This is a genomic window from Dyadobacter sp. 32 (assembly GCF_902506755.1).
In the GTDB taxonomy this organism is placed as follows: domain Bacteria; phylum Bacteroidota; class Bacteroidia; order Cytophagales; family Spirosomataceae; genus Dyadobacter.
Genome location: NZ_LR735258.1, coordinates 4,058,993 through 4,077,438, shown reverse-complemented (window position 1 = coordinate 4,077,438; position 18,446 = coordinate 4,058,993). Strand labels below are relative to the sequence as shown.

Below are 18,446 nucleotides of genomic sequence, written 5' to 3'. Positions count from 1 at the left end.
ATTTGCTGATCCTATTCACTCCGCAAACTCTTCACCGGATTCATCAACGCAGCCTTAATACTCTGAAAACTAATCGTGAACAGTGCGATGGCGGTTGCCACTAATCCGGCCAGGGCGATGACCCACCATTCGAGGTTCGTTTGGTAGGCAAATCCCTGTAGCCATCTATTCATGGCAAACCATGCAATCGGTGAGGCGATGACGATGGCAATCGATATCAGCTTCAGGAAATCCTGCGAAAGCAAACCCACAACCCCGGCGACGGTCGCGCCAAGTACTTTGCGCACGCCTATTTCTTTGGTACGCTGCTCGGCCATGAAGGCGGATAGTCCGTACAAACCCAGACAGGAAATGAAAATGGCAAGTCCGGCAAACAGATTGAAAATACTTCCCATTTGCTGCTCGCTTCGGTACAGATTATCCAGGTCCTTATCCAGAAAACCAAATGTGAAGGGAAAGGCCGGGTTCAGCTGATGATTGATCTTTTCCAGTGCTTTGATAGTCTGCTCGGCATTGCCCGCCGTGGTACGCACCATCACCACGCCGCCCCATCTGTTGAGACGCAGGATCAGCGGCTCCATCGCATATTGCAATGATTTGAAGTGAAAATTTTTCACAACGCCAATGATCGTACCCTTGGTATCGTAAACAGTCAGGCTTTTCCCCACCGCATTACCGACGTTCATACCCATGATCTGCATGGCTTTTTCATTGATGATATAGCTGGAACTGTCGCCCGAAAACGCTTTGTCGAAACCGCGGCCTGCCAGTACTTTCGATTTGAACACTTTAACGAAATTTTCATCTACATCCATAGACGGGAAGACGACTTGGTTGCGGGTCGTTTGTCCGTCCCAGACAATATCAATGGTGCCGGATTCGAGCTTTGTAGGCAGGTCGGAAATGACGGTGAAATTTTCGGTCAGCGGATTTTGCGCCAGTGACGCTTTCAAGGCCTGTCGTTTTCCACCCAGCTCGCCCGTCATGGGCAGGTAAAGCAGGTTGGATTTGTCAAAACCCAGGTTCCGCTTTTTGATAAAGTCCAGCTGTTTGTAAACCACCGCAGTGCCTACGAGCAGCACAATGGCGACCACAAACTGCGTAACCACCAGTGCATTCCGGAAAAGCAGGTTTCCACCACTGACCCTCAGCTTGCCTTTCAGTACTTTTACAGGTGCGAACCCCGACAGGAACAATGCGGGATAGCTGCCGGAAAGCAGGCCCGTCAATACTGCAATGCCAATCAGGCCCATCACAAGCTTTCCATCAAGCAAATGAATGGCAAGGGTTTTCTCGGTCAGCATTTTGAAGACTGGCAGCAACATATATACGATACCGACCGCGATCACGAGTGAGAGGAATGAAAAGATAAGCGATTCGCCCAGGAACTGGAACACAAGCTGGTAACGATTAGCGCCCACCACTTTGCGTAGCCCTACTTCCTTGGCCCGCCGCTCGGATCGAGCGGTGGCAAGATTCATGAAATTGATACAGGCCACAACCAGAATGAAGATAGCGACCACAAAGAAAATATTGACATACTGCATGTTACCGTGTCCGGGAAGATCGATCTGTAGATTGGAATGCAGATGGATGTCCGTCAATGGTTGCAGCTGGAAGTCTAGTTTGATCTTTTCACCGTGATCCTTGAAAATTTTGGCTGTTTGTTGCGTCAGTCTCTGTTGCGCTGGTGCAGATGCGGCAGTCTTTTCGTCGAGTTCGAGATAGGTATAAAAGTTGAAATTACCCCATGTGTCGTTTCGTAGGTCCCAGTTCCATTTGGCCATGGTTTTCATAGGAATGATCGCATCGAACTGCAAATGAGAATTGGAAGGTGTATTGGCCAGAATTCCCGAAATGGTAAAGTTTTCGTTGTTATTGATCCGGATGGTCTTGCCCACGGCATCACGCGTGCCAAAATATTTTTCGGCTGTTTCTTCTGTGATCAGAATTGCTCCCGGATCGTTGAGTGCCGTAGCCGCATTTCCTGCCAGCAGGGGAAAGGAGAAAACTTTAAGAAAATTGGAATCGGCATAGAAGACGCGTTTTTCTTCCACCTTTTTTTCGCCTACTTCGAAAAGCATGGCACTGGGCTTGCTCAACCTTACCCCGCTTTTTATCTGAGGTAGCTGCGACTGCAATCCTCTGACCATACCGGCCGAGCTGACGGCCGCTTTGAAGTCGCCAGCGTTACAGGTCAGACGAAAAATTTGATTGGCACGGGCATGGAAGCGGTCGTAACTCAGCTCGTTCTGTACCCACAACAGAATTAAAATACTGCACGCCATGCCGATGGATAAACCGGCAATGTTCAATATGGAATAAGCTTTTTGACGGACAATGTTCCGCCAGGCGATTTTGAAATAGTTTTTTAACATATCAGGGCTAAGAGAAAATGGTTGTTCATATCTTGAGCTGCTTTGACGCCGACGTACGAAAGGTGGGAGGACGGTAACAACATTCAGCAGATAGCGCAGAAGAGCAGGTCTTTTTCCTATACGTAGATAAGAATCAGCATACAGCTCGTCCAGATCTCCTTCCACTTCTTCGATGGTATTTTCAGGGTGCAGCCAGCGAAGCAATGTTTTTGCCCACCGGGGCGGTTGAGGTTGGTTCATATGCCGCTCAGGTTTAACGTGGCATCGGGCATTAGTTTCCAAAGATTGTTACGCAGTTGCCGGATATCCGTCAGCGCGCTCTTTCCCAGGGCTGTAACTTTAAAAAGGCGTTTTCGCCTGCCACCGCGTTCTGCCGTAGCACCACCGAGCTCCGAGGTGACAAAACCCTTCTCTTCGAGGCGGATCAGGGTATTGTGAACCGCGCCGAAGGTTACCACCCTGCCCGTATGCTGCTCAATTTCCTGCGATACCGTGACGCCATATGCCTGGCCATCAAGGATCGCGATCATGAGCAGAACCAGTTCTTCAAATTCCCCCAAATACGTCCTGCGCATTTAAAAAATGATTAGTTTGTATTTTATAGTACAAATGCATGCCAGATTTTCGAACAGGCGAAAAATGGCTTTTAATGGTTATTTGGAAGTATTTTAGGAAGGGTTTAATGTCCGCAATGGAACGGAAGTGTCCGGTATTGAACAGCAGTGCCTATCTGGAAATATTCTCAGTCCGCTTCCCAGCACTGTGGGATTGATGAACAGGTTTAATTCGTCTACTCTGTGTTCTGTGTTCGCAAACCTAAATTCATCCCATGGACGGTGTCTTCACCGGACTTTTGTACCATGGAATAAACATTAATCCCAGTCCACGAGCAACGGGCATCCCTCACCAATTTCAGCACTTACTCTCATTTTTATAAAAGTCGATGTCGATTTTCAGAAATACGGTCATTGGGAATGAGACAATTATAAAGGTTATCTAACTCCAAATACACAATCTCGTTAGGTGTAAGACAATGGCTTCGTGCTACCGTCCTGTGAGACACAGGCCAAGGTAAGAGACAAATGTTCCCGACAAAAATTCAACCCACCTAACATTAAAAATCAACAATTTTAATGTCAGGTCACTTTCCTGACCTTAAAGACACGTTACCAAATGACATCTCAACTGACATTAAAAATCTGTAAAAAAATCAGCTGAAGTTACGAGAGCTGATTTTGATATTTGCCTCCCCCCTCATTTCCCCTCAGTCACCTTCCTGATCACTCGGAGCCAATTCAAGCCAAGGATCTTTTTGATTCGCAGATTGGTGTAACCCAGTTTTTGCAGTGCTATGGTGATCTGCGGATAATCGCTGATGTCTTTAATTTCGCGTGGCAGCTCGGGGCCGCCGTCCAGATCAGAACCCAGCGCAATGTGGTCCTCGCCCACTAATTTTACGCCATAATCGATCACTTTGGCCAATTGATCTACATGCATCCAGTACTCGTCCGGGATGGTTCCGTTGAAAGTAAACGGAAGCTCGCGCGCAAACTCCTTGTCTACATCTTCAATGGTTTGTGTGGTAACCTGTGCAGTAAAGATCCGTGGTATTTTGGGCTGGGGACTGGGCTGCACCCTGATCGGATTGTTTGGTTTTTGCCACGCCCAATATTTCGGATTGTTGAAGAGGCTGCCGAAATGCACGCCGATCACACCACCCTTTGCAGCGATTGCTTTGGCAGCTTCATCGGTAATGCAGCGCGGATGATCAACGATTTTGTGAAAACCGCCGTGACTATAGATGACCGGATGACGGCTGGCGGCGGCTGACTGAATAATGGCGTCGTTGGATGCGTGTGCCACATTGATGACCATGCCAAGATCGTTCATTTCTTTGATCACCGCTTTTCCATGATCATTAATGCCGCCCCAGGTATACACGTCGTTACATGCGTCGATGAAAGCGTTGGTGGTACTGTGGGCTGTCAGCTGCATCGAGCGTAGGCCAAGCCTGTAAAGCGCACGCAACAGGTCCAGGTCGCCATACAGGTCATAACCACCTTCCAGATCGAGGAAAGCCGCCATTTTGCCTTTTTTATTAATGCGATCAATGTCCGAGGCTGTCAGGGCCAGTTCGATCATCGAATTATTCTTTTTGATCTGATCCAATGCAAGGTTTACCACACGAAAAGTGTTCTTGATCTCGAACCTTCCGGGATAATAATTTTCAGGCGTATAAACCGAGAAGAACATCGCGTCCAATCCGCCTTCCCTGGCTCTTGGTAGATCAACCGTTCCATCCGGGTAACGCTGGCCAATATCGGTTTTCAGCACCAACTCACGGCTCATGACATGGGTATGCCCATCCATTACAAATGCCTCGCGGTGCAGGTCGGGCATCGGCTTATTGTGAGGGGTCGAAATCGATAGAAAGGATTGTTTTGGAAAAATACTGCCGGCTACCGGCAAAAGGGATAGGGATTTTATGATGTCTCTACGATTCATTGGGTTACAGTTCATTCGTTTTTACTACCATTTATATACTTGTCTGTTCCGCGGTCTGTGCCGACAATCCCTGCTTTGGCCCATGGCCGGTGTCTTCACCGGACTTTTGTACTATGCTAGAAACGACCATTAGTCCCAGTCCATAAGCATCGCTCATCCCTATCGACTTTCCGCACGCACCCTGCTTATTATCCGCAGATATAGATTTGTGCCAATTTAGTCATTGGGAATGAGACAATTACAAAGGTTATCTAACTCCAAACACTTAATCTCGCAGGTGTAAGACCATGGCTTCGTGCTACCGTCCTGTGAGACACAGGCGAAGGCAAGGAATCACCCGAACCAGATCGGCAATTTCCTCTTACTACCGCTGACTTAGTCGTTGTTGTGCAATCTCAACCGCCTTGTGTAGCTTTTCGCGAAGAAGCTTTTGTGGAGGCAGGCCGGTTAGGTATTCGGCAATTCTGATATTACTTTTATCGAGTTGTAACAGCTCCACATGTTCTTCATTTTTACCGGTGCAAAGGATTAGACCTATTGGAGTATTTTCTCCTTCAACCTGCTCATACTTTGCCAGATAGCGAAGATACAGTTCCATCTGTCCTTTAAAACCCGCCTCGAATTCACCGATTTTCAAGTCAATGGCAATCAGGCATTTTAGTCTTCGATGATAAAAAAGCAGATCGATGTAATAATCCCGGTTGTCAATCGTGATTCTTTTTTGTCTTGCCAGAAATGCAAAATCACTTCCCATTTCCGCAATGAAGCGTTGCAACTCTACAATGATACTTGTTTCCAGGTCCTTCTCGGAATAAGTATCGGCAAGACCTAGAAAATCAAGAAAATAAGGGTCTCTAAAAACCAGGTCGGGACTTACTTTGTCCTCCGTTTTTAGCGATTCTAAATCATTTTGGATTGTAACTTCCGGTTTTTTGCTGATAGCAGTCCTTTCGTAAAGCATAGATTGTACTCTTTCCCGAAATGTTCTGAAGCTCCAATGCTCAATTTTACACATCTGAATATAAAACTCGCGTTTAAATGCGTCATCCATATACATAAGCAGACGCAGGTGGGACCAACTCAATTGTCTACACAGTGTGTAGACAATTGGTTTATCAGGAAAAATCTCTGCAATACGGATACAATGAAGTAATTGCTTTTCACTCCAACCTTTACCATATGCATCGGTGAGTTGTGCTGAAAGGGTGGCCACTACCTGCTTCCCATATTCCGCCCTGTTAAAATTAAGAACTTCCTGATTGATTCGTTTACCAATACTCCAGTACAAAAGCGTAATCGAGCTGATTTTGATATTTGTCTCCCCCCTCATTTGCCCTCAGTCACCTGCCTGATCACACGGAGCCAGTTTAAACCAAGGATCTTTTTGATTCGCTGATCGGTGTAACCCAGCCTTTGCATGGCCATGGTGATCTGTGGATAATCGCTGATGTCTTTAATTTCGCGTGGCAGCTCTGGGCCGCCGTCCAGATCGGAACCCAGCGCAATGTGGTCCTCGCCCACTAATTTTACGCCATAATCGATCACTTTGGCCAATTGATCTACATGCATCCAGTACTCGTCCGGGATGGTTCCGTTGAAAGTAAACGGAAGCTCACGAGCAAACTCCTTGTCTACATCTTCAATGGTTTGTGTGGTAACCTGTGCGGTAAAGATCCGGGGCGTTTTAGGCTGGGGATTAGCCTGCACCCTGATCGGATTGTTTGGTTTTTGCCACGCCCAATATTTCGGATTGTTGAAAAGGCTGCCGAAATGCACGCCGATCACCCCACCCTTTGAAGCGATTGCTTTGGCAGCTTCATCGGTAATGCAGCGTGGATGATCAACGATTTTGTGAAAACCGCCGTGACTATAGATCACCGGGTGCCGGCTGGCGGCGGCTGACTGAATAATGGCGTCGTTGGATGCGTGTGCCACATTGATGACCATGCCAAGATCGTTCATTTCTTTGATCACCGCTTTTCCATGCTCGTTAATGCCGCCCCAGGTGTACACGTCGTTGCAGGCATCGATAAATGCGTTGGTGGTACTGTGGGCTGTCAGCTGCATCGAGCGTAGGCCGAGCTTGTAAAGCGCGCGCAACAGGTCCAGGTCGCCATACAGGTCATAACCACCTTCCAGATCGAGGAAAGCCGCCATTTTGCCTTTTTTATTAATGCGTTCAATGTCCGAGGCTGTCAGGGCCAGTTCGATCATCGAATTATTCTTTTTGATCTGGTCCAACGCAAGGTTTACCACACGAAAAGTGTTCTTGATCTCGAACCTTCCGGGATAATAATTTTCAGGCGTATAAATGGAGAAGAACATCGCGTCCAATCCGCCTTCCCTGGCCCTTGGTAGATCAACCGTTCCATCCGGGTAACGCTGGCCAATATCGGTTTTCAGCACCAACTCACGGCTCATGACATGCGTATGCCCATCCATTACAAACGCCTCGCGGTGCAGGTCGGGCATCGGCTTGGTTTGAGGATTAGGAATCGGTTGAAAGGACTGTTTTGAAAAAACATTTCCGGCGACCGGAAGGAGTGTCAGGCTTTTTATGATGTCTCTGCGATTCATTGGGTTACAGTTCATTCGTTTTTACTACCATTGGTGTACTCGTCTAATATTTTAGAAATCAAATATTTATGATGTCGCGCTTAGGGGGAATTTACTAAGTAAAAAACAATATGATCGGCCCGCCGTCGCTACAACGCTTAAAGTGCTGTCAGAGTGAGCGGAGTCGAACTCCGGGCGATGTGCTATTTGCATTTCTACCGCACGGGCGGCCCCGTCCGCTCAGACTGACCAATAATAGGTCATTTTCAGACCTTGTTGAGCGCAAAATACTTACCGCGCGGCGGACCGTTCAGCTTGACGTCATCGACTATTGCTTTTTGTTGTCCTCCAATTCTCCCTCATTAAGACGATCCAGTTCTTTTTGATTTCGGTCTTTTATTCACTCATTCAAAATCATTTATCAAACCCCCGGATATACGGAACATTCGGCGGGCGCTCTCCTTTGCTGAATTGCGCTCCACGTGTAGAATTGTATTTTATGTTCATAAACGGAGTTTCAATCCGGCGTCCGATAGGGGAGTATTTCCCGTTTTCCCAGTTTGAGTCCATGTAATATGCCGTAATCCCGGAAGACAGAAGCAACCGCTCCGCATTGAACGGCTCTTTTTTGGTCACCATCGTTTCGGTTATCCAGTGCGGCTGGGAGTTGGAGGCGTGGTATTGGGAAAAGGGGCCTGGCCAGTCGAGCATGGAGATGACCGTTGGGTCGTTTCGCCCTTCTATTTCGCCGGTGTAGGTCCAGCCCACACCTTGGCCGGCATATACCGCCGCTTTTGTACCATCATTGTACTCCACGATACAGACATTGGGTTTTCCGATTTCCTGAAAATGTCCCGGTTTCAGACCAAAACTTTTCCGTACGGATTCAAGCAGCTTACCAGCCCAGGGATTTTGTTCGGTCCACTTCCAGGTTTCAGGGCCCCGTATGGACTGCACCGACCTGACGCCCGTTTCACCCCCCTTACGTCGTTCTACAAATGCCTGCAATACATCTATACAATGGAAAATGGCACCCTCATCCGAAGCACCGCCGATTACCACCGAGTTCTTGATGGGTGTATCGATATCAAGTTCAATCTCCGGTTTGCGGAAGTAGACGGGAATGGAGGAACCTCCGGTCAGAGGGAAATTCAGCTCACGGGATTTGTCAAACATCCACTTGGCTTCGTCCCAGTTGTAAGAAAGGTGTTTGTCGTTAAAAACCGGCACGGAGCGCTTGCTTTGCTCAAACACACGGATCACTTTTTCGTAGATCCACCAGCGCGGCAGGAGCCACTGCCCTTTGAGGTTGGTAGGGTAGTCCCCATGTTCCCCGACGATGACAACACCATCTACCGCAAGTTCTTTACCTCCGAGCGTCACGGCTTCACCTACTGTTTTATAGATCGGAATGTTTTTCGATTTGCATATTTTCTGGCCCAGTTGACTGGTATCCAACTGATGAATGTAAACGGAAACAATATCCACCCGGGAAGCAGTGTGGGCGCCCTGCCACCAGTAACCATCCAATAATTTGGTCAGGATCCAGTCTGCATGTGAATTCGGGGCAGCCCAGTAGGTCACGAGGCAGGCAATGCGAGGCCGTGCTTGTGCAGTTGACGGCAGAGGTCCGGCGGCGAATCCCGTCAAAGCCGCCAGACCAGCCAACCCGGTTACACCGATCATATCACGTCGGGTCAAGAGTGCGCTTGATTCCACGGTTTGAAGTGAACCCGTTGATGAGTCCGCAATTTCGATTTGTTTCTTTTCCATCATGTTAACGTTGCAGTGATTTAGGAATGAATAATGCCGATTTACCAGTAATTATCGTTCTATAGGATTTAAAGTGGGTACCATTGAATTGGTTAGCTAAGCTAGTTTATTGCTCCAACTAGCACTTTACTTTTTTGCCTTGACGCAAAAAAGTAACAAAAAAAGTCAAGGCTGTATGCAAATCTTAACGAAAATTTAGCCATCCATTGCCTAAACAAAAAAAACTCCTCCTATCGTCGTCAAACAGTTTTTTGTTTTTAACGGCACTGAATAGCCAAATTTTCTAATTTGCATAAGGCCGATATACAGTGCTTGGATTATGCTACTAATAGAACACAGGTTTATTACCCACTCCTATGGCCCGCTAGAGGCTTATCTGTAAATCTACACAATATAATAGTTTCCTTTCTTACCAGGCGGCTAACGCGTAAATAAGGCGAGGTCCAAGCCGTTTTAATTGGCTGCAATAGCGAGGGACATTCATTTTTCATGACGATCACCGCGTTTAAGGGGATTTTGAGATCAAAGCGAGGTCTTTTCCCGCTTGGAAAGCTTCGCCTTTTAATGGTTTCCGGAACCAGTCGATCGTAAAAATCATTAAGTGAATAGCTGAGATATTCTTAAAGTATTCTGTCTGAATGGAAGGCTGGCTGAAATATGGAATTAGTGAAAGAAATAGGTTTTGGAGGAAGTTGCCATTGGTGTACGGAGGCGATCTTTCGTTCACTCAAAGGCGTTATCGGGGTCAAACAGGGATGGATAAGCGTTGAGTCCGGGCTGGGAGATTTCTGCGAGGCGGTGATTGTTCAATTCCATCCGGACGTTATTTCGCTTGAAACCCTTATTGAGATTCATTTGCATACACATAGCAGCACATCAGTTCATGCAAAGCGGTCCAAATATCGTTCAGCTGTCTATACTTTCGGGGAAAAACAGGCAAAAGTCGCCGCATCGGCTATTTTATCTTTTCAAAAAGATTTTTCCAAAGCGATCATCACACAAGTGTTACCGTTCGGCAATTTCAGGTTAAACAAAGAGGAGTATCTGGATTACTATTACAGCAATCCTCAGAAGCCGTTTTGCAAAACCTTTATAGACCCGAAGCTGCGGATTCTTTTTAGCCGGTTCTCGGATTCTCTTGATCGTAAAATGGCTCTATTGCCCGACTAGCGCCGTAAAGCTCTTTTTTTACTTTATGTTTCAGTTGCATTAGGAATGGAGAGATAGCCTTCGTTGATTGTTTCTGCCTAGGCCCCCACTCCACCACCCCGCATATACATGCGATAAGCTTGTTTCTGATTTCTGTTAACTTTACGGCATGATCTTCAGAGCGCTCTTCATCGTTATCTTTCTGTTGGTAAGTCGATATGGCTACGGGCAAAACTATATTTTTAACCGTTTGTCTATTGGAGAGGGCTTGCTTTCCAATAATGTTCTTTGCGTGTGGCAGGATGAAACGGGTTATTTGTGGATCGGTACGCAAAGTGGTTTGCAGCGTTTTGACGGAATCAGCATGCGCACCGTGCTGGAAGATCGGGTCGATCAGATGCTGGAAGACGGATCCGGAAGGGTATGGGTAAGGTCGGGAAGTAGGCTGGGGATCTTGAACATCAATAACTTTTCGGTGCGCTATGTGGCTTATGAAGGGAGCCGGGAAGTATATGGACCATTTAAGATCTGGCTGCGAAAGGATGATGCAGGCAGGGCTTTCCTGATTCATACAGGTAAAAATTGCCAGTATTATGATGCTGCGAAAGACGGTTTTTCGCGGAGTAATAATCCTTTTTCCTTGCCCGATTCGCTCCGTGTGACCGACATAGTGCCTGATCCACGCATGGACAGGTATTGGGTTTTATCAAAAAATGATTTTGGTTATTGGGATAAGAAAACAAAAAACTATTATTCGCGGTCACAGCGGAAGTTTTCCGATCCCATGTTCGGTAACCGACAGCTGCCGGCGGTGATCAGCAGGCTGTATATTGACTCTAAAGCCCGGTACTGGATGGTGGCGGCCGGGCAATCGAAAACCCGGTTTTTCTGTTTTGACAGAAAAAAACAAAAATTTACCAATGATCCCCTCGGGATGAATAACCCAGGCAGGGATGATTTTTTTGAAGTGTATGGTTTTGGGAGCTACGAGGATTCGATTACCGTTGCTTACGGACTCAACTACTTCCGGGGCCATCATGGAAGATTATTTGAGGATCTCCGGTCTCCGATGAATAATCCGTACGGCATTCGTTTCAACTCCATTGCCGGCATTTTTGAGGATAAAGAGGGTATATTATGGGTGGCGACAGACAATGGCTTGTATTATACGGTCGGCAATAGAAACAAATACACACATATCCTTTTTAGCCAGGAAAAACACCGGGCTTCGATCAGCAGTTTGCTGACCGACCGGCAAAACAGGCTGTGGATCGGAACCTGGGGCAGGGGCGCTTTTCTGCTGAATAATGAAATGAATGGTGCACAGGTGACACCAGTAGAGGCGTTTAACAGGTTGGGGGATGCATTGCAACGCATATTGTCGCTCTGCGAAGATAACCAGGGAAATGTTTGGGCAGGTTGTGATCGGGGGCGGATCGCCCGGTACGATGTAGTGAGCAAAAAAGCCACACTCGTCGCTCCAAAAGTATTCCGGAACAGCCCTGTCAGGCAAATCACAAAAGATCAAAAGGGTAGGTTGTGGATCGGGCTGGAAAATGGAGATATATGGGCGTACGATCCTTCGATGCCCTTCTCAGACATTTCTCTTCAGAAGTTGTTCGCATTCGGTGGACCGGTAAATCGGATGGTGTTTTTGCCTGGCGATCAGATGTGGGTGGCCGTGAGCGGAAAAGGTTTATTCATTGTCGATGCGCAAAAAGAAAAACTCCTGCGGGCCATAGATATCCAAAAAGCGGGGTCCAGCCATATTGCCGGTGTGAGGGATTTAGTCCAGTTTAACGATACGGACGTATTCCTTGCCGGCGAGCGCATGGGTACAGTCAACCTCAGGACGTATAAAGTTAGTTTTGACAACGTGTATACCGGCCGATTGTCGGGGACCCAGTTCGCTCTTCAGAAAGACGGGAATCAGAATATCTGGGTCGGAGGTGCTTCGGGAATATATAAACTCAACCCGTCGTCCAGGATACTGACAAAATACGCCCAACAAGACGGACTGGTCACCATTCACAATAATAGCTATGTTCCTGAACGAAGTGTCGCGCTCAGAAACGGCAGGCTCGCATTCGGAGGAAACCAGCACCTGGTTATTTTTGATCCGGACGAGTACAAAACAGCACAAATTCCCCCCAAGGTGACGATCACCGGCTTCCAGTTGAACAACCGGTATCTTTCGGTCGATTCCCTGCTGCTGCCAGGAACCATCACATTGCCATATATGCACAACAGTTTCAGGATCGATTTTGCGGCGATCAGCTTTGTGCATCGGGAGCGGATCAGCTATGAGTACAAGATGCAGGGACTTGACACGGGCTGGGTTGCACTGCCGGCAGGGGGGCAGGTGAGCTACAACTTTCTGCCGGATGGGCATTACCGATTTACCGTAAGGGCCAAAAATGAGCAGGGCAACTATTCTCCGGCAGTTACTGGCCTGGACATACGTATAAAGCCACCGTTCTGGAAGACGATCTGGTTCTTCCTTTTGGTTGCCTTGGTCACAGGTGCCTTATTGTTTTATCTGCACCGGCTGAGACTTCAGAAACTATTGCATATAGAAAAGGTTCGGAACCGGCTTGCCCGCGATCTGCACGACGACATGGGTTCTACCCTGAGCACGATAAATATTCTCAGCAACATTGCGCTACAGCAGAAGTCCCTGGATGTGGACAAAAGCAGGCAATACCTGAATACGATCAGCCAGAGTACCCATCAGATGATGGAAGCCATGGATGATATCGTGTGGAGTATCAATCCGGTAAATGACAGCATCGCCAAAATCGTGGCGAGGATGAAAGAAACAGCCGGTGCGATTTTGGAACCTAAACAAATCGACTACCGCTTTGAAACAGATCCACTGGTGCTGGAATTACACCTTTCAATGGAATCCCGACGGGAGATTTTCCTGATTTTCAAAGAGGCGCTGAATAACATCGTGAAATATGCCGGTTGCAGTATGGTGGTGGTAAAGTTGCAAAAAAAAGGTTCTGAACTGATGTTAACGATCGGCGATGATGGCCTGGGTTTCAAAATTCCTGAACCTGGAAGTGCCGTTAGAGGAAACGGTTTGAAAAACATGCAGATGCGTGCAGGGAATGTAAACGGGAAATTGTCGGTCGTTTCTGAACCAGGCAAGGGTACCACCATTCAATTATTGATGCCTATCGCATGAATATGCGTTGTTTTCGAATGCAGCGGCTATGATCTTTGCAATGTCAAATCGCTTCGATGCCGGAAGCGAAATAGAAACATAACAAAAAGTGATGATACGAGTAATTCTTTACGATGATGTGGAGCAATTCCGGGAAACGATGGGCCTGCTGCTCGACGGTACCGACGAATTTGTCATGGTGGGAAAGTTTGGGAATTGTGAATCTGCCGCTGCGGACGTGAGCCTTTTGAAACCGGACGTGGTATTGATGGACATTGATATGCCTGGCGCCAGCGGAATAGATGGGGTACGGATGATCCGGAAGAAAAACCAGACGGTTAAGATTATCATGCTGACCGTATTTGATGACAACCGGAATATTTATGACGCAATCCGGCTGGGAGCCAATGGTTATGTGCTTAAGAAGAGTAATCCGTCGGCCATCATCAGTGCCATTAAGGACGTTTACCAGGGTGGAGCACCCATGAATTCCTCCATTGCCACACAGGTACTTCAGATGTTTGCCGGGATGTCTCCTGGCGACGAAAGCTATGGCCTTACCGAAAAAGAAAAAGCCGTGCTGAAATCGCTCGTGGATGGCAACAGCTATAAGATGGTTGGGGGTGACTTAAATATATCCATTGATACGGTCCGAACGCATATCCGGAATATTTATGAAAAACTTCAGGTTAATTCGAAGAGTGAGGCCGTGGCCAAGGCCTTAAAAAACCGGATCGTTTAGCCAGCAAGTATGAAATGCGTATACTGTAATACGTTAAAATTTTAAAGATCAGCAGATACGCGAAAGGTCTGCGTTAATTGTGTAAATCTTGTATAGTCCAATTTTAGGCGGTTTCCCGTCCGGGCATTGCTATGCCCAGAAGTTAATATCCATTAAAAAAAGTTAGCATTACATTTATTAATTAGCCATGAAAAACTTGATCACCTTAGGAATTGCTCTTCAATTACTTTTTTCTGTTTTTTCCTGCAAAAGGGGCCAGATTGATCCTGATATCAGTATCTCAGATCCTTCAGATACCACCATTCAGAGAAATTTTAAGCTTGTTTTTGATAATCTGAGTGGGCAATGGAATGCATCGAAGAGCCTCACCGCTTGCGTTACAGTTGAAAATCCAAAAACACCGGAAATGCAGATAAAACTGACAGTTCCGGTCCTTTTTGAAAACCAATGCAGCACACCTGTAGTAAAGCTACCGAAGGGCGCTTACAAGATACAGCGATTGATTATCAATGATGACTCAGGAGCAACACAGTTTGCCACGCCGATAGCTGGATCATCCAAGGCTGGCCAAATCGCCAAGCCGCTCAGTGTTTCTCTGGTTCTGGAAGAGAAGGCGGATAAAGAGGTTAGGCTGGAAGTACTTGCCGTGGGTAGCACGGATACCCCGCAAAGTTTCGGATATCCTGCCGGAACTTTTGGAAAAAAACCCGGCAGTGACGAGCCAGCAATGGATAAGCGCGTAATTATCCGGCCACATATCAAAGTAGGGGACTTAGTGTACGAATACATCCCGGTACAACTAATTGTAAAAAGCTGGGATGCGAAGGGTGAGATGGACTATAAGATCCATTATCTCGCAGCGGGCCCTCAGGAGATTTATTTGTCGGCCAAAGCAGTAAGGTTCCATCTCTCCGTCTCCAAATGGGGGGCCTACGCGGAGCGTGATTTGCTGCAATCGGAAGTAAAAGAGCATGATGTGTACGATCTTGGAGCTTCTGTGGCGGCCAGGAAATTGAAATCTGTTACCGAAGCAAAGATTGTCGGCGGGACGACCACACCCCAAACGAAGACGGACTATGAGTACTTTGTGAATGGAGAAATAATGCAACGGAGGGTATGGGGAAAAAAGGCTGATCAATCCACTTACCTGATGCAAAAGGATATCTTCCACTACACCAGTGGCAACATTTCTACTATCGAATCGTATGACGAAAGTAATCAGCTGCACAAAAAGCTTACTGCCCGCTACGACAATAAAGGTCGTGTAGTGGCTCTGGAAGAAACCAAAGGTGCTGACAGAATCTCAGTCACAGCGGGATACTTTCCTCTGGATACGTATTCAGGAACCGAACAGGCCTACCGCATCGACGCCCAGTACCAGCTCGAAAACGGGAAGTATACCGACTACTATGCCAAAACCATGTCCGCGGGGAGAGCGATCCACGAAGTTTATGTGAGTCATAACGGAGGCCGCGAGGAAAGTTTCAATGATTTTGATTCCAGCATCAATCCTTATGTGCACCTCAAAATTCCTGATCTGCTATTTAACCAGTACACCAGGCACAACATGGTTTTTCCCCGAAAACAGTATAGTGGCGGACGACCACTGCATGAAGCCTACGATTTCAAATACACCTGCGAAGAGCACGGCTATCCAAAAGAGCTATTGACCAAATACCGCTCCACGCAAACCAGGCTGGATTCCTACATGATCCGCACCGTATTTGTCTACTAAAAATACTAACCTCAATTAAATAATACTTTTCTATAATAGCCATGAATGATCAAATAAAAAAAATCTGCTATTGCCTTCTTCCTTTGTTTGTTATGTTTGTCCAGCTTGCCTGTGAACGGGGTGACGCAGATCAGCCTGATGAGATGTTAACCATTACCCCGCTGGTGCGTCCCGTGGGCGTGCCTGCGGGCGCCGCCGTTACCAAAACCATCGGGCAGGAAGGGGGGGCGCTGCAATCTGCAGACGGAAGGATTAGCGTTCATGTTCCGCCGGGAGCTCTGGAAGCCAACACTGCTGTGGGTATTGAACCGGTTTCGAATACCAACATTGCGGGCATTGGCGCGGCATTCAGGCTCACACCACACGGTAAGGTGTTTGCCAAGCCGGTGACCATCACGTACTCCTGGGCCAGCTATGCAGATAGCGTTGGCCTGCTGCAAACGCTGGGTATGGCTTACCAGATGGCAGACGGTGTATGGAAGTTTGTTGGTGCCGACAGCTTTGATAATCAGTCCAAAACGGTCAGTTTTAAAACCACACATTTCAGCGACTGGTCATTGATGAACCGGATATCTCTCTCGCCTTACAGTGCAGAACTGGAAACCGGACAGAAGCGAACCATCAAGGCGATGATCTTTACCGAGGCCGACTGGGACAACTTGTTTATTCCATTGGTAAATAACCCAGGAGGTCCGTACAATGAGCCGGGCTATCCGGTGGGGACTCCGGCTCCATTGCCCTCCCGGTTCATCAAATCCTGGGAATTGAACGGGCCGGGTGATCTCACTAAGTCGACCCAACAGACCGTGGAGTACAAGGCGCCGGTATCGGTGAACGGAACAACCACGGCAACAGTAACCATGGAGCTGAAGGCACCGGTTTCAGGAACTTTTTTACTGGTGTCAACCATGACGATTCTGGGAGATGGCTGGATTGAACTGAGTATTAACGGAGGAGCCCCGGTGCGCTTTCCTGCATCACCTGTTGTGAAAATGGGCTCCCGATATATTCTGGCCAATCCTGAAGATGAAGGTGGAGGTCATTTTCTTCTTACCTGGAAAGGTGAAGTGGGCAGTCACGGCTACGACCTGGCGGCCGATGGAACCCGGTTCCATTTTTTACCACCCGGAACAGGATACAACAGTTGTTACATACCCGGCCCCAATATGCCACTTACGCCGAGCGGTGGAGCCGTCAACGTCACAAAGTTGAGCAATGGTATTGCGGAAGGCAGTTTCACCGTGACCAATGTGGGCGTGGGTACTCAATTCAGACCCGAAGCTTCCGCAAATGGGCGCTTTAAGTCCAAACTTTTTATCCCCTAAGGCAATGAAAAGGCTATCATCTTTTATAGGGGCGGTCATCATTTTTTGTTCCTGCGAAAAATACGAGCCGACACCCGTAAATAGCAGTGAGCTGGAAAGTCACATTGCCGGATTGGTGGGTACACGTACCAAAAAACTGCCATTCGAGCCGCCAGTGGCCTGGGCTATGGTCAAGGCTGGTCGCATGGAGGCCAGTTACTTCCAGGGAAGCGAGGTGCCGGGAGGTAATGTATCCGTTTCGGACCGCAGCCTTTTCATTCTGGCTTCTGCTGCTAAGCTCTTCACCAGTGTAATGGTCATGAAAGCAGTCGAAGACAAGAAAATACATCTGACAGCAAAAGCCTCCGATTACCTGGACTGGCTACCGCAGGCTTGGCGCAATATAACCATTGGTCAGCTCTTAGCACATACCGACGGCGTGCCGGATGTAGGTGAAAATGCGAAATACAAAGAATTGCCAATGGAAACAACAGAGTACATGAGCCGCGGGGACTATCTATCCTATGCTGCAGAACTACCCCTGCATTTTAAGGCAGGCTTACAGACCAGGTATGGCCAAACTGGCTACGTCATCCTGTCGGTGATTCTCGAAAAGGTATATGGGAAGCCTTACGAGAAAGTGGTACAGGAGGAAATTCTGAAACCGCTGGAAATGAATGATACCCATTTTATTACGCATCATTCAGAGATCATGGCGTTCAGGCCACAGATTTTCGAACCAGACGGCAACAGCTTCAAAAAGGTAACGCCCGGATATGTTTATGCCGATTATGCGACGGCAGGCCTGTGCAGCAATCTGAAAGACATGATCAAATTCATTTGCGCGCTCCAGACCTACCAGTTGCTGAACGCTGAAAATTTAAGGCGCCTGTACACGCCGGTCAAAGGGTTGTCCGGATTTGCCCTTGGCTGGGAATACCGGTATAAGGACGGCGAATTGATGGCCGGGCACAGTGGAGGCTGGTCAGTGGTGGTGATGCACCTGCCAAAAAGCAACACCACCAGTATATTTCTATCCAGCGCAGCCGATGAATCCATTCTCAATACGGGCTATCAGGTTGCGGAGAAGGTAAAACAGTTTGTAGACACCCCATGATTATTCTTAATATAATTG

Annotated in this window: 12 protein-coding genes; 6 read left to right on the top strand and 6 right to left on the bottom strand. The window is 47.6% G+C overall.

Features of this window, described 5'->3' with window-relative positions; translation table 11 throughout:
- Positions 1-11: 11 nt before the first annotated feature.
- From DYADSP32_RS16445 to DYADSP32_RS16420, 6 genes are all read right to left on the bottom strand, one after another.
- Positions 12-2,618, bottom strand: a complete 2,607-nt coding sequence (locus tag DYADSP32_RS16445) for an ABC transporter permease (protein ID WP_149241721.1) — start codon at positions 2,616-2,618, stop codon at positions 12-14.
- Positions 2,615-2,953, bottom strand: a complete 339-nt coding sequence (locus DYADSP32_RS16440; RefSeq protein WP_149241722.1) for a PadR family transcriptional regulator — start codon at positions 2,951-2,953, stop codon at positions 2,615-2,617. The genes DYADSP32_RS16445 and DYADSP32_RS16440 overlap by 4 nt, the downstream gene beginning before the upstream one ends.
- 679 nt (positions 2,954-3,632) lie before the next feature.
- Positions 3,633-4,883 (bottom strand): membrane dipeptidase, encoded by a 1,251-nt coding sequence (locus tag DYADSP32_RS16435; RefSeq protein ID WP_149241723.1) that lies wholly within the window; start codon positions 4,881-4,883, stop codon positions 3,633-3,635.
- A gap of 364 nt (positions 4,884-5,247) precedes the next feature.
- Positions 5,248-6,213 carry a PDDEXK nuclease domain-containing protein gene (locus DYADSP32_RS16430; protein ID WP_149241724.1) on the bottom strand — a complete coding sequence of 322 codons (966 nt, stop codon included), beginning with the start codon at positions 6,211-6,213 and terminating at the stop codon, positions 5,248-5,250.
- On the bottom strand, positions 6,210-7,460 hold the full coding sequence (locus DYADSP32_RS16425) for a dipeptidase (protein WP_149241725.1): 1,251 nt from the start codon (positions 7,458-7,460) through the stop codon (positions 6,210-6,212). Before DYADSP32_RS16425 ends, DYADSP32_RS16430 begins: the two co-directional genes overlap by 4 nt.
- Before the next feature lie 393 nt (positions 7,461-7,853).
- Positions 7,854-9,215: a hypothetical protein gene (locus tag DYADSP32_RS16420; RefSeq protein WP_414617839.1), complete on the bottom strand. Its 1,362-nt coding sequence runs from the start codon at positions 9,213-9,215 to the stop codon at positions 7,854-7,856.
- Positions 9,216-9,869: 654 nt separating this feature from the next.
- Between DYADSP32_RS16420 and DYADSP32_RS16415 the strand changes: the two genes are divergently transcribed.
- The 6 genes from DYADSP32_RS16415 to DYADSP32_RS16390 all read left to right on the top strand — a co-directional run bounded on the left by DYADSP32_RS16415 (position 9,870) and on the right by DYADSP32_RS16390 (position 18,428).
- Positions 9,870-10,382, top strand: coding sequence for a peptide-methionine (S)-S-oxide reductase (locus DYADSP32_RS16415; protein ID WP_149241726.1), 513 nt, complete (start codon positions 9,870-9,872; stop codon positions 10,380-10,382).
- A 148-nt stretch (positions 10,383-10,530) separates the two neighbouring features.
- Complete coding sequence (locus DYADSP32_RS16410) at positions 10,531-13,551, top strand: sensor histidine kinase (RefSeq protein WP_149241727.1); 3,021 nt, start codon at positions 10,531-10,533, stop codon at positions 13,549-13,551.
- A gap of 91 nt (positions 13,552-13,642) precedes the next feature.
- The gene (locus DYADSP32_RS16405) at positions 13,643-14,272 is read left to right on the top strand and encodes a response regulator transcription factor (RefSeq protein ID WP_149241728.1); all 630 of its coding nucleotides are present in this window, start codon (positions 13,643-13,645) and stop codon (positions 14,270-14,272) included.
- A gap of 187 nt (positions 14,273-14,459) precedes the next feature.
- A complete protein-coding gene (locus tag DYADSP32_RS16400) occupies positions 14,460-16,007 on the top strand; it encodes a hypothetical protein (protein WP_149241729.1) in 1,548 nt (515 codons plus the stop codon).
- 92 nt (positions 16,008-16,099) lie between these two features.
- Positions 16,100-17,332: a hypothetical protein gene (locus tag DYADSP32_RS16395; RefSeq protein ID WP_149241730.1), complete on the top strand. Its 1,233-nt coding sequence runs from the start codon at positions 16,100-16,102 to the stop codon at positions 17,330-17,332.
- 4 nt (positions 17,333-17,336) lie between these two features.
- Positions 17,337-18,428 (top strand): serine hydrolase domain-containing protein, encoded by a 1,092-nt coding sequence (locus DYADSP32_RS16390; protein WP_414617838.1) that lies wholly within the window; start codon positions 17,337-17,339, stop codon positions 18,426-18,428.
- Positions 18,429-18,446 lie beyond the last annotated feature (18 nt).

What these genes read in the sequence shown, in the direction of transcription:
- DYADSP32_RS16420 (WP_414617839.1), bottom strand. Translation starts at nt 9,215, where the DNA reads ATGATGGAAAAGAAACAAATCGAAATTGCGGACTCATCAACGGGTTCA.
- DYADSP32_RS16395 (WP_149241730.1), top strand. Translation starts at nt 16,100, where the DNA reads ATGTTTGTCCAGCTTGCCTGTGAACGGGGTGACGCAGATCAGCCTGAT.
- DYADSP32_RS16435 (WP_149241723.1), bottom strand. Translation starts at nt 4,883, where the DNA reads ATGAATCGTAGAGACATCATAAAATCCCTATCCCTTTTGCCGGTAGCC.
- DYADSP32_RS16425 (WP_149241725.1), bottom strand. Translation starts at nt 7,460, where the DNA reads ATGAATCGCAGAGACATCATAAAAAGCCTGACACTCCTTCCGGTCGCC.
- DYADSP32_RS16445 (WP_149241721.1), bottom strand. Translation starts at nt 2,618, where the DNA reads ATGAACCAACCTCAACCGCCCCGGTGGGCAAAAACATTGCTTCGCTGG.
- DYADSP32_RS16410 (WP_149241727.1), top strand. Translation starts at nt 10,531, where the DNA reads ATGATCTTCAGAGCGCTCTTCATCGTTATCTTTCTGTTGGTAAGTCGA.
- DYADSP32_RS16415 (WP_149241726.1), top strand. Translation starts at nt 9,870, where the DNA reads ATGGAATTAGTGAAAGAAATAGGTTTTGGAGGAAGTTGCCATTGGTGT.
- DYADSP32_RS16430 (WP_149241724.1), bottom strand. Translation starts at nt 6,213, where the DNA reads ATGAGGGGGGAGACAAATATCAAAATCAGCTCGATTACGCTTTTGTAC.
- DYADSP32_RS16440 (WP_149241722.1), bottom strand. Translation starts at nt 2,953, where the DNA reads ATGCGCAGGACGTATTTGGGGGAATTTGAAGAACTGGTTCTGCTCATG.
- DYADSP32_RS16400 (WP_149241729.1), top strand. Translation starts at nt 14,460, where the DNA reads ATGAAAAACTTGATCACCTTAGGAATTGCTCTTCAATTACTTTTTTCT.
- DYADSP32_RS16405 (WP_149241728.1), top strand. Translation starts at nt 13,643, where the DNA reads ATGATACGAGTAATTCTTTACGATGATGTGGAGCAATTCCGGGAAACG.
- DYADSP32_RS16390 (WP_414617838.1), top strand. Translation starts at nt 17,337, where the DNA reads ATGAAAAGGCTATCATCTTTTATAGGGGCGGTCATCATTTTTTGTTCC.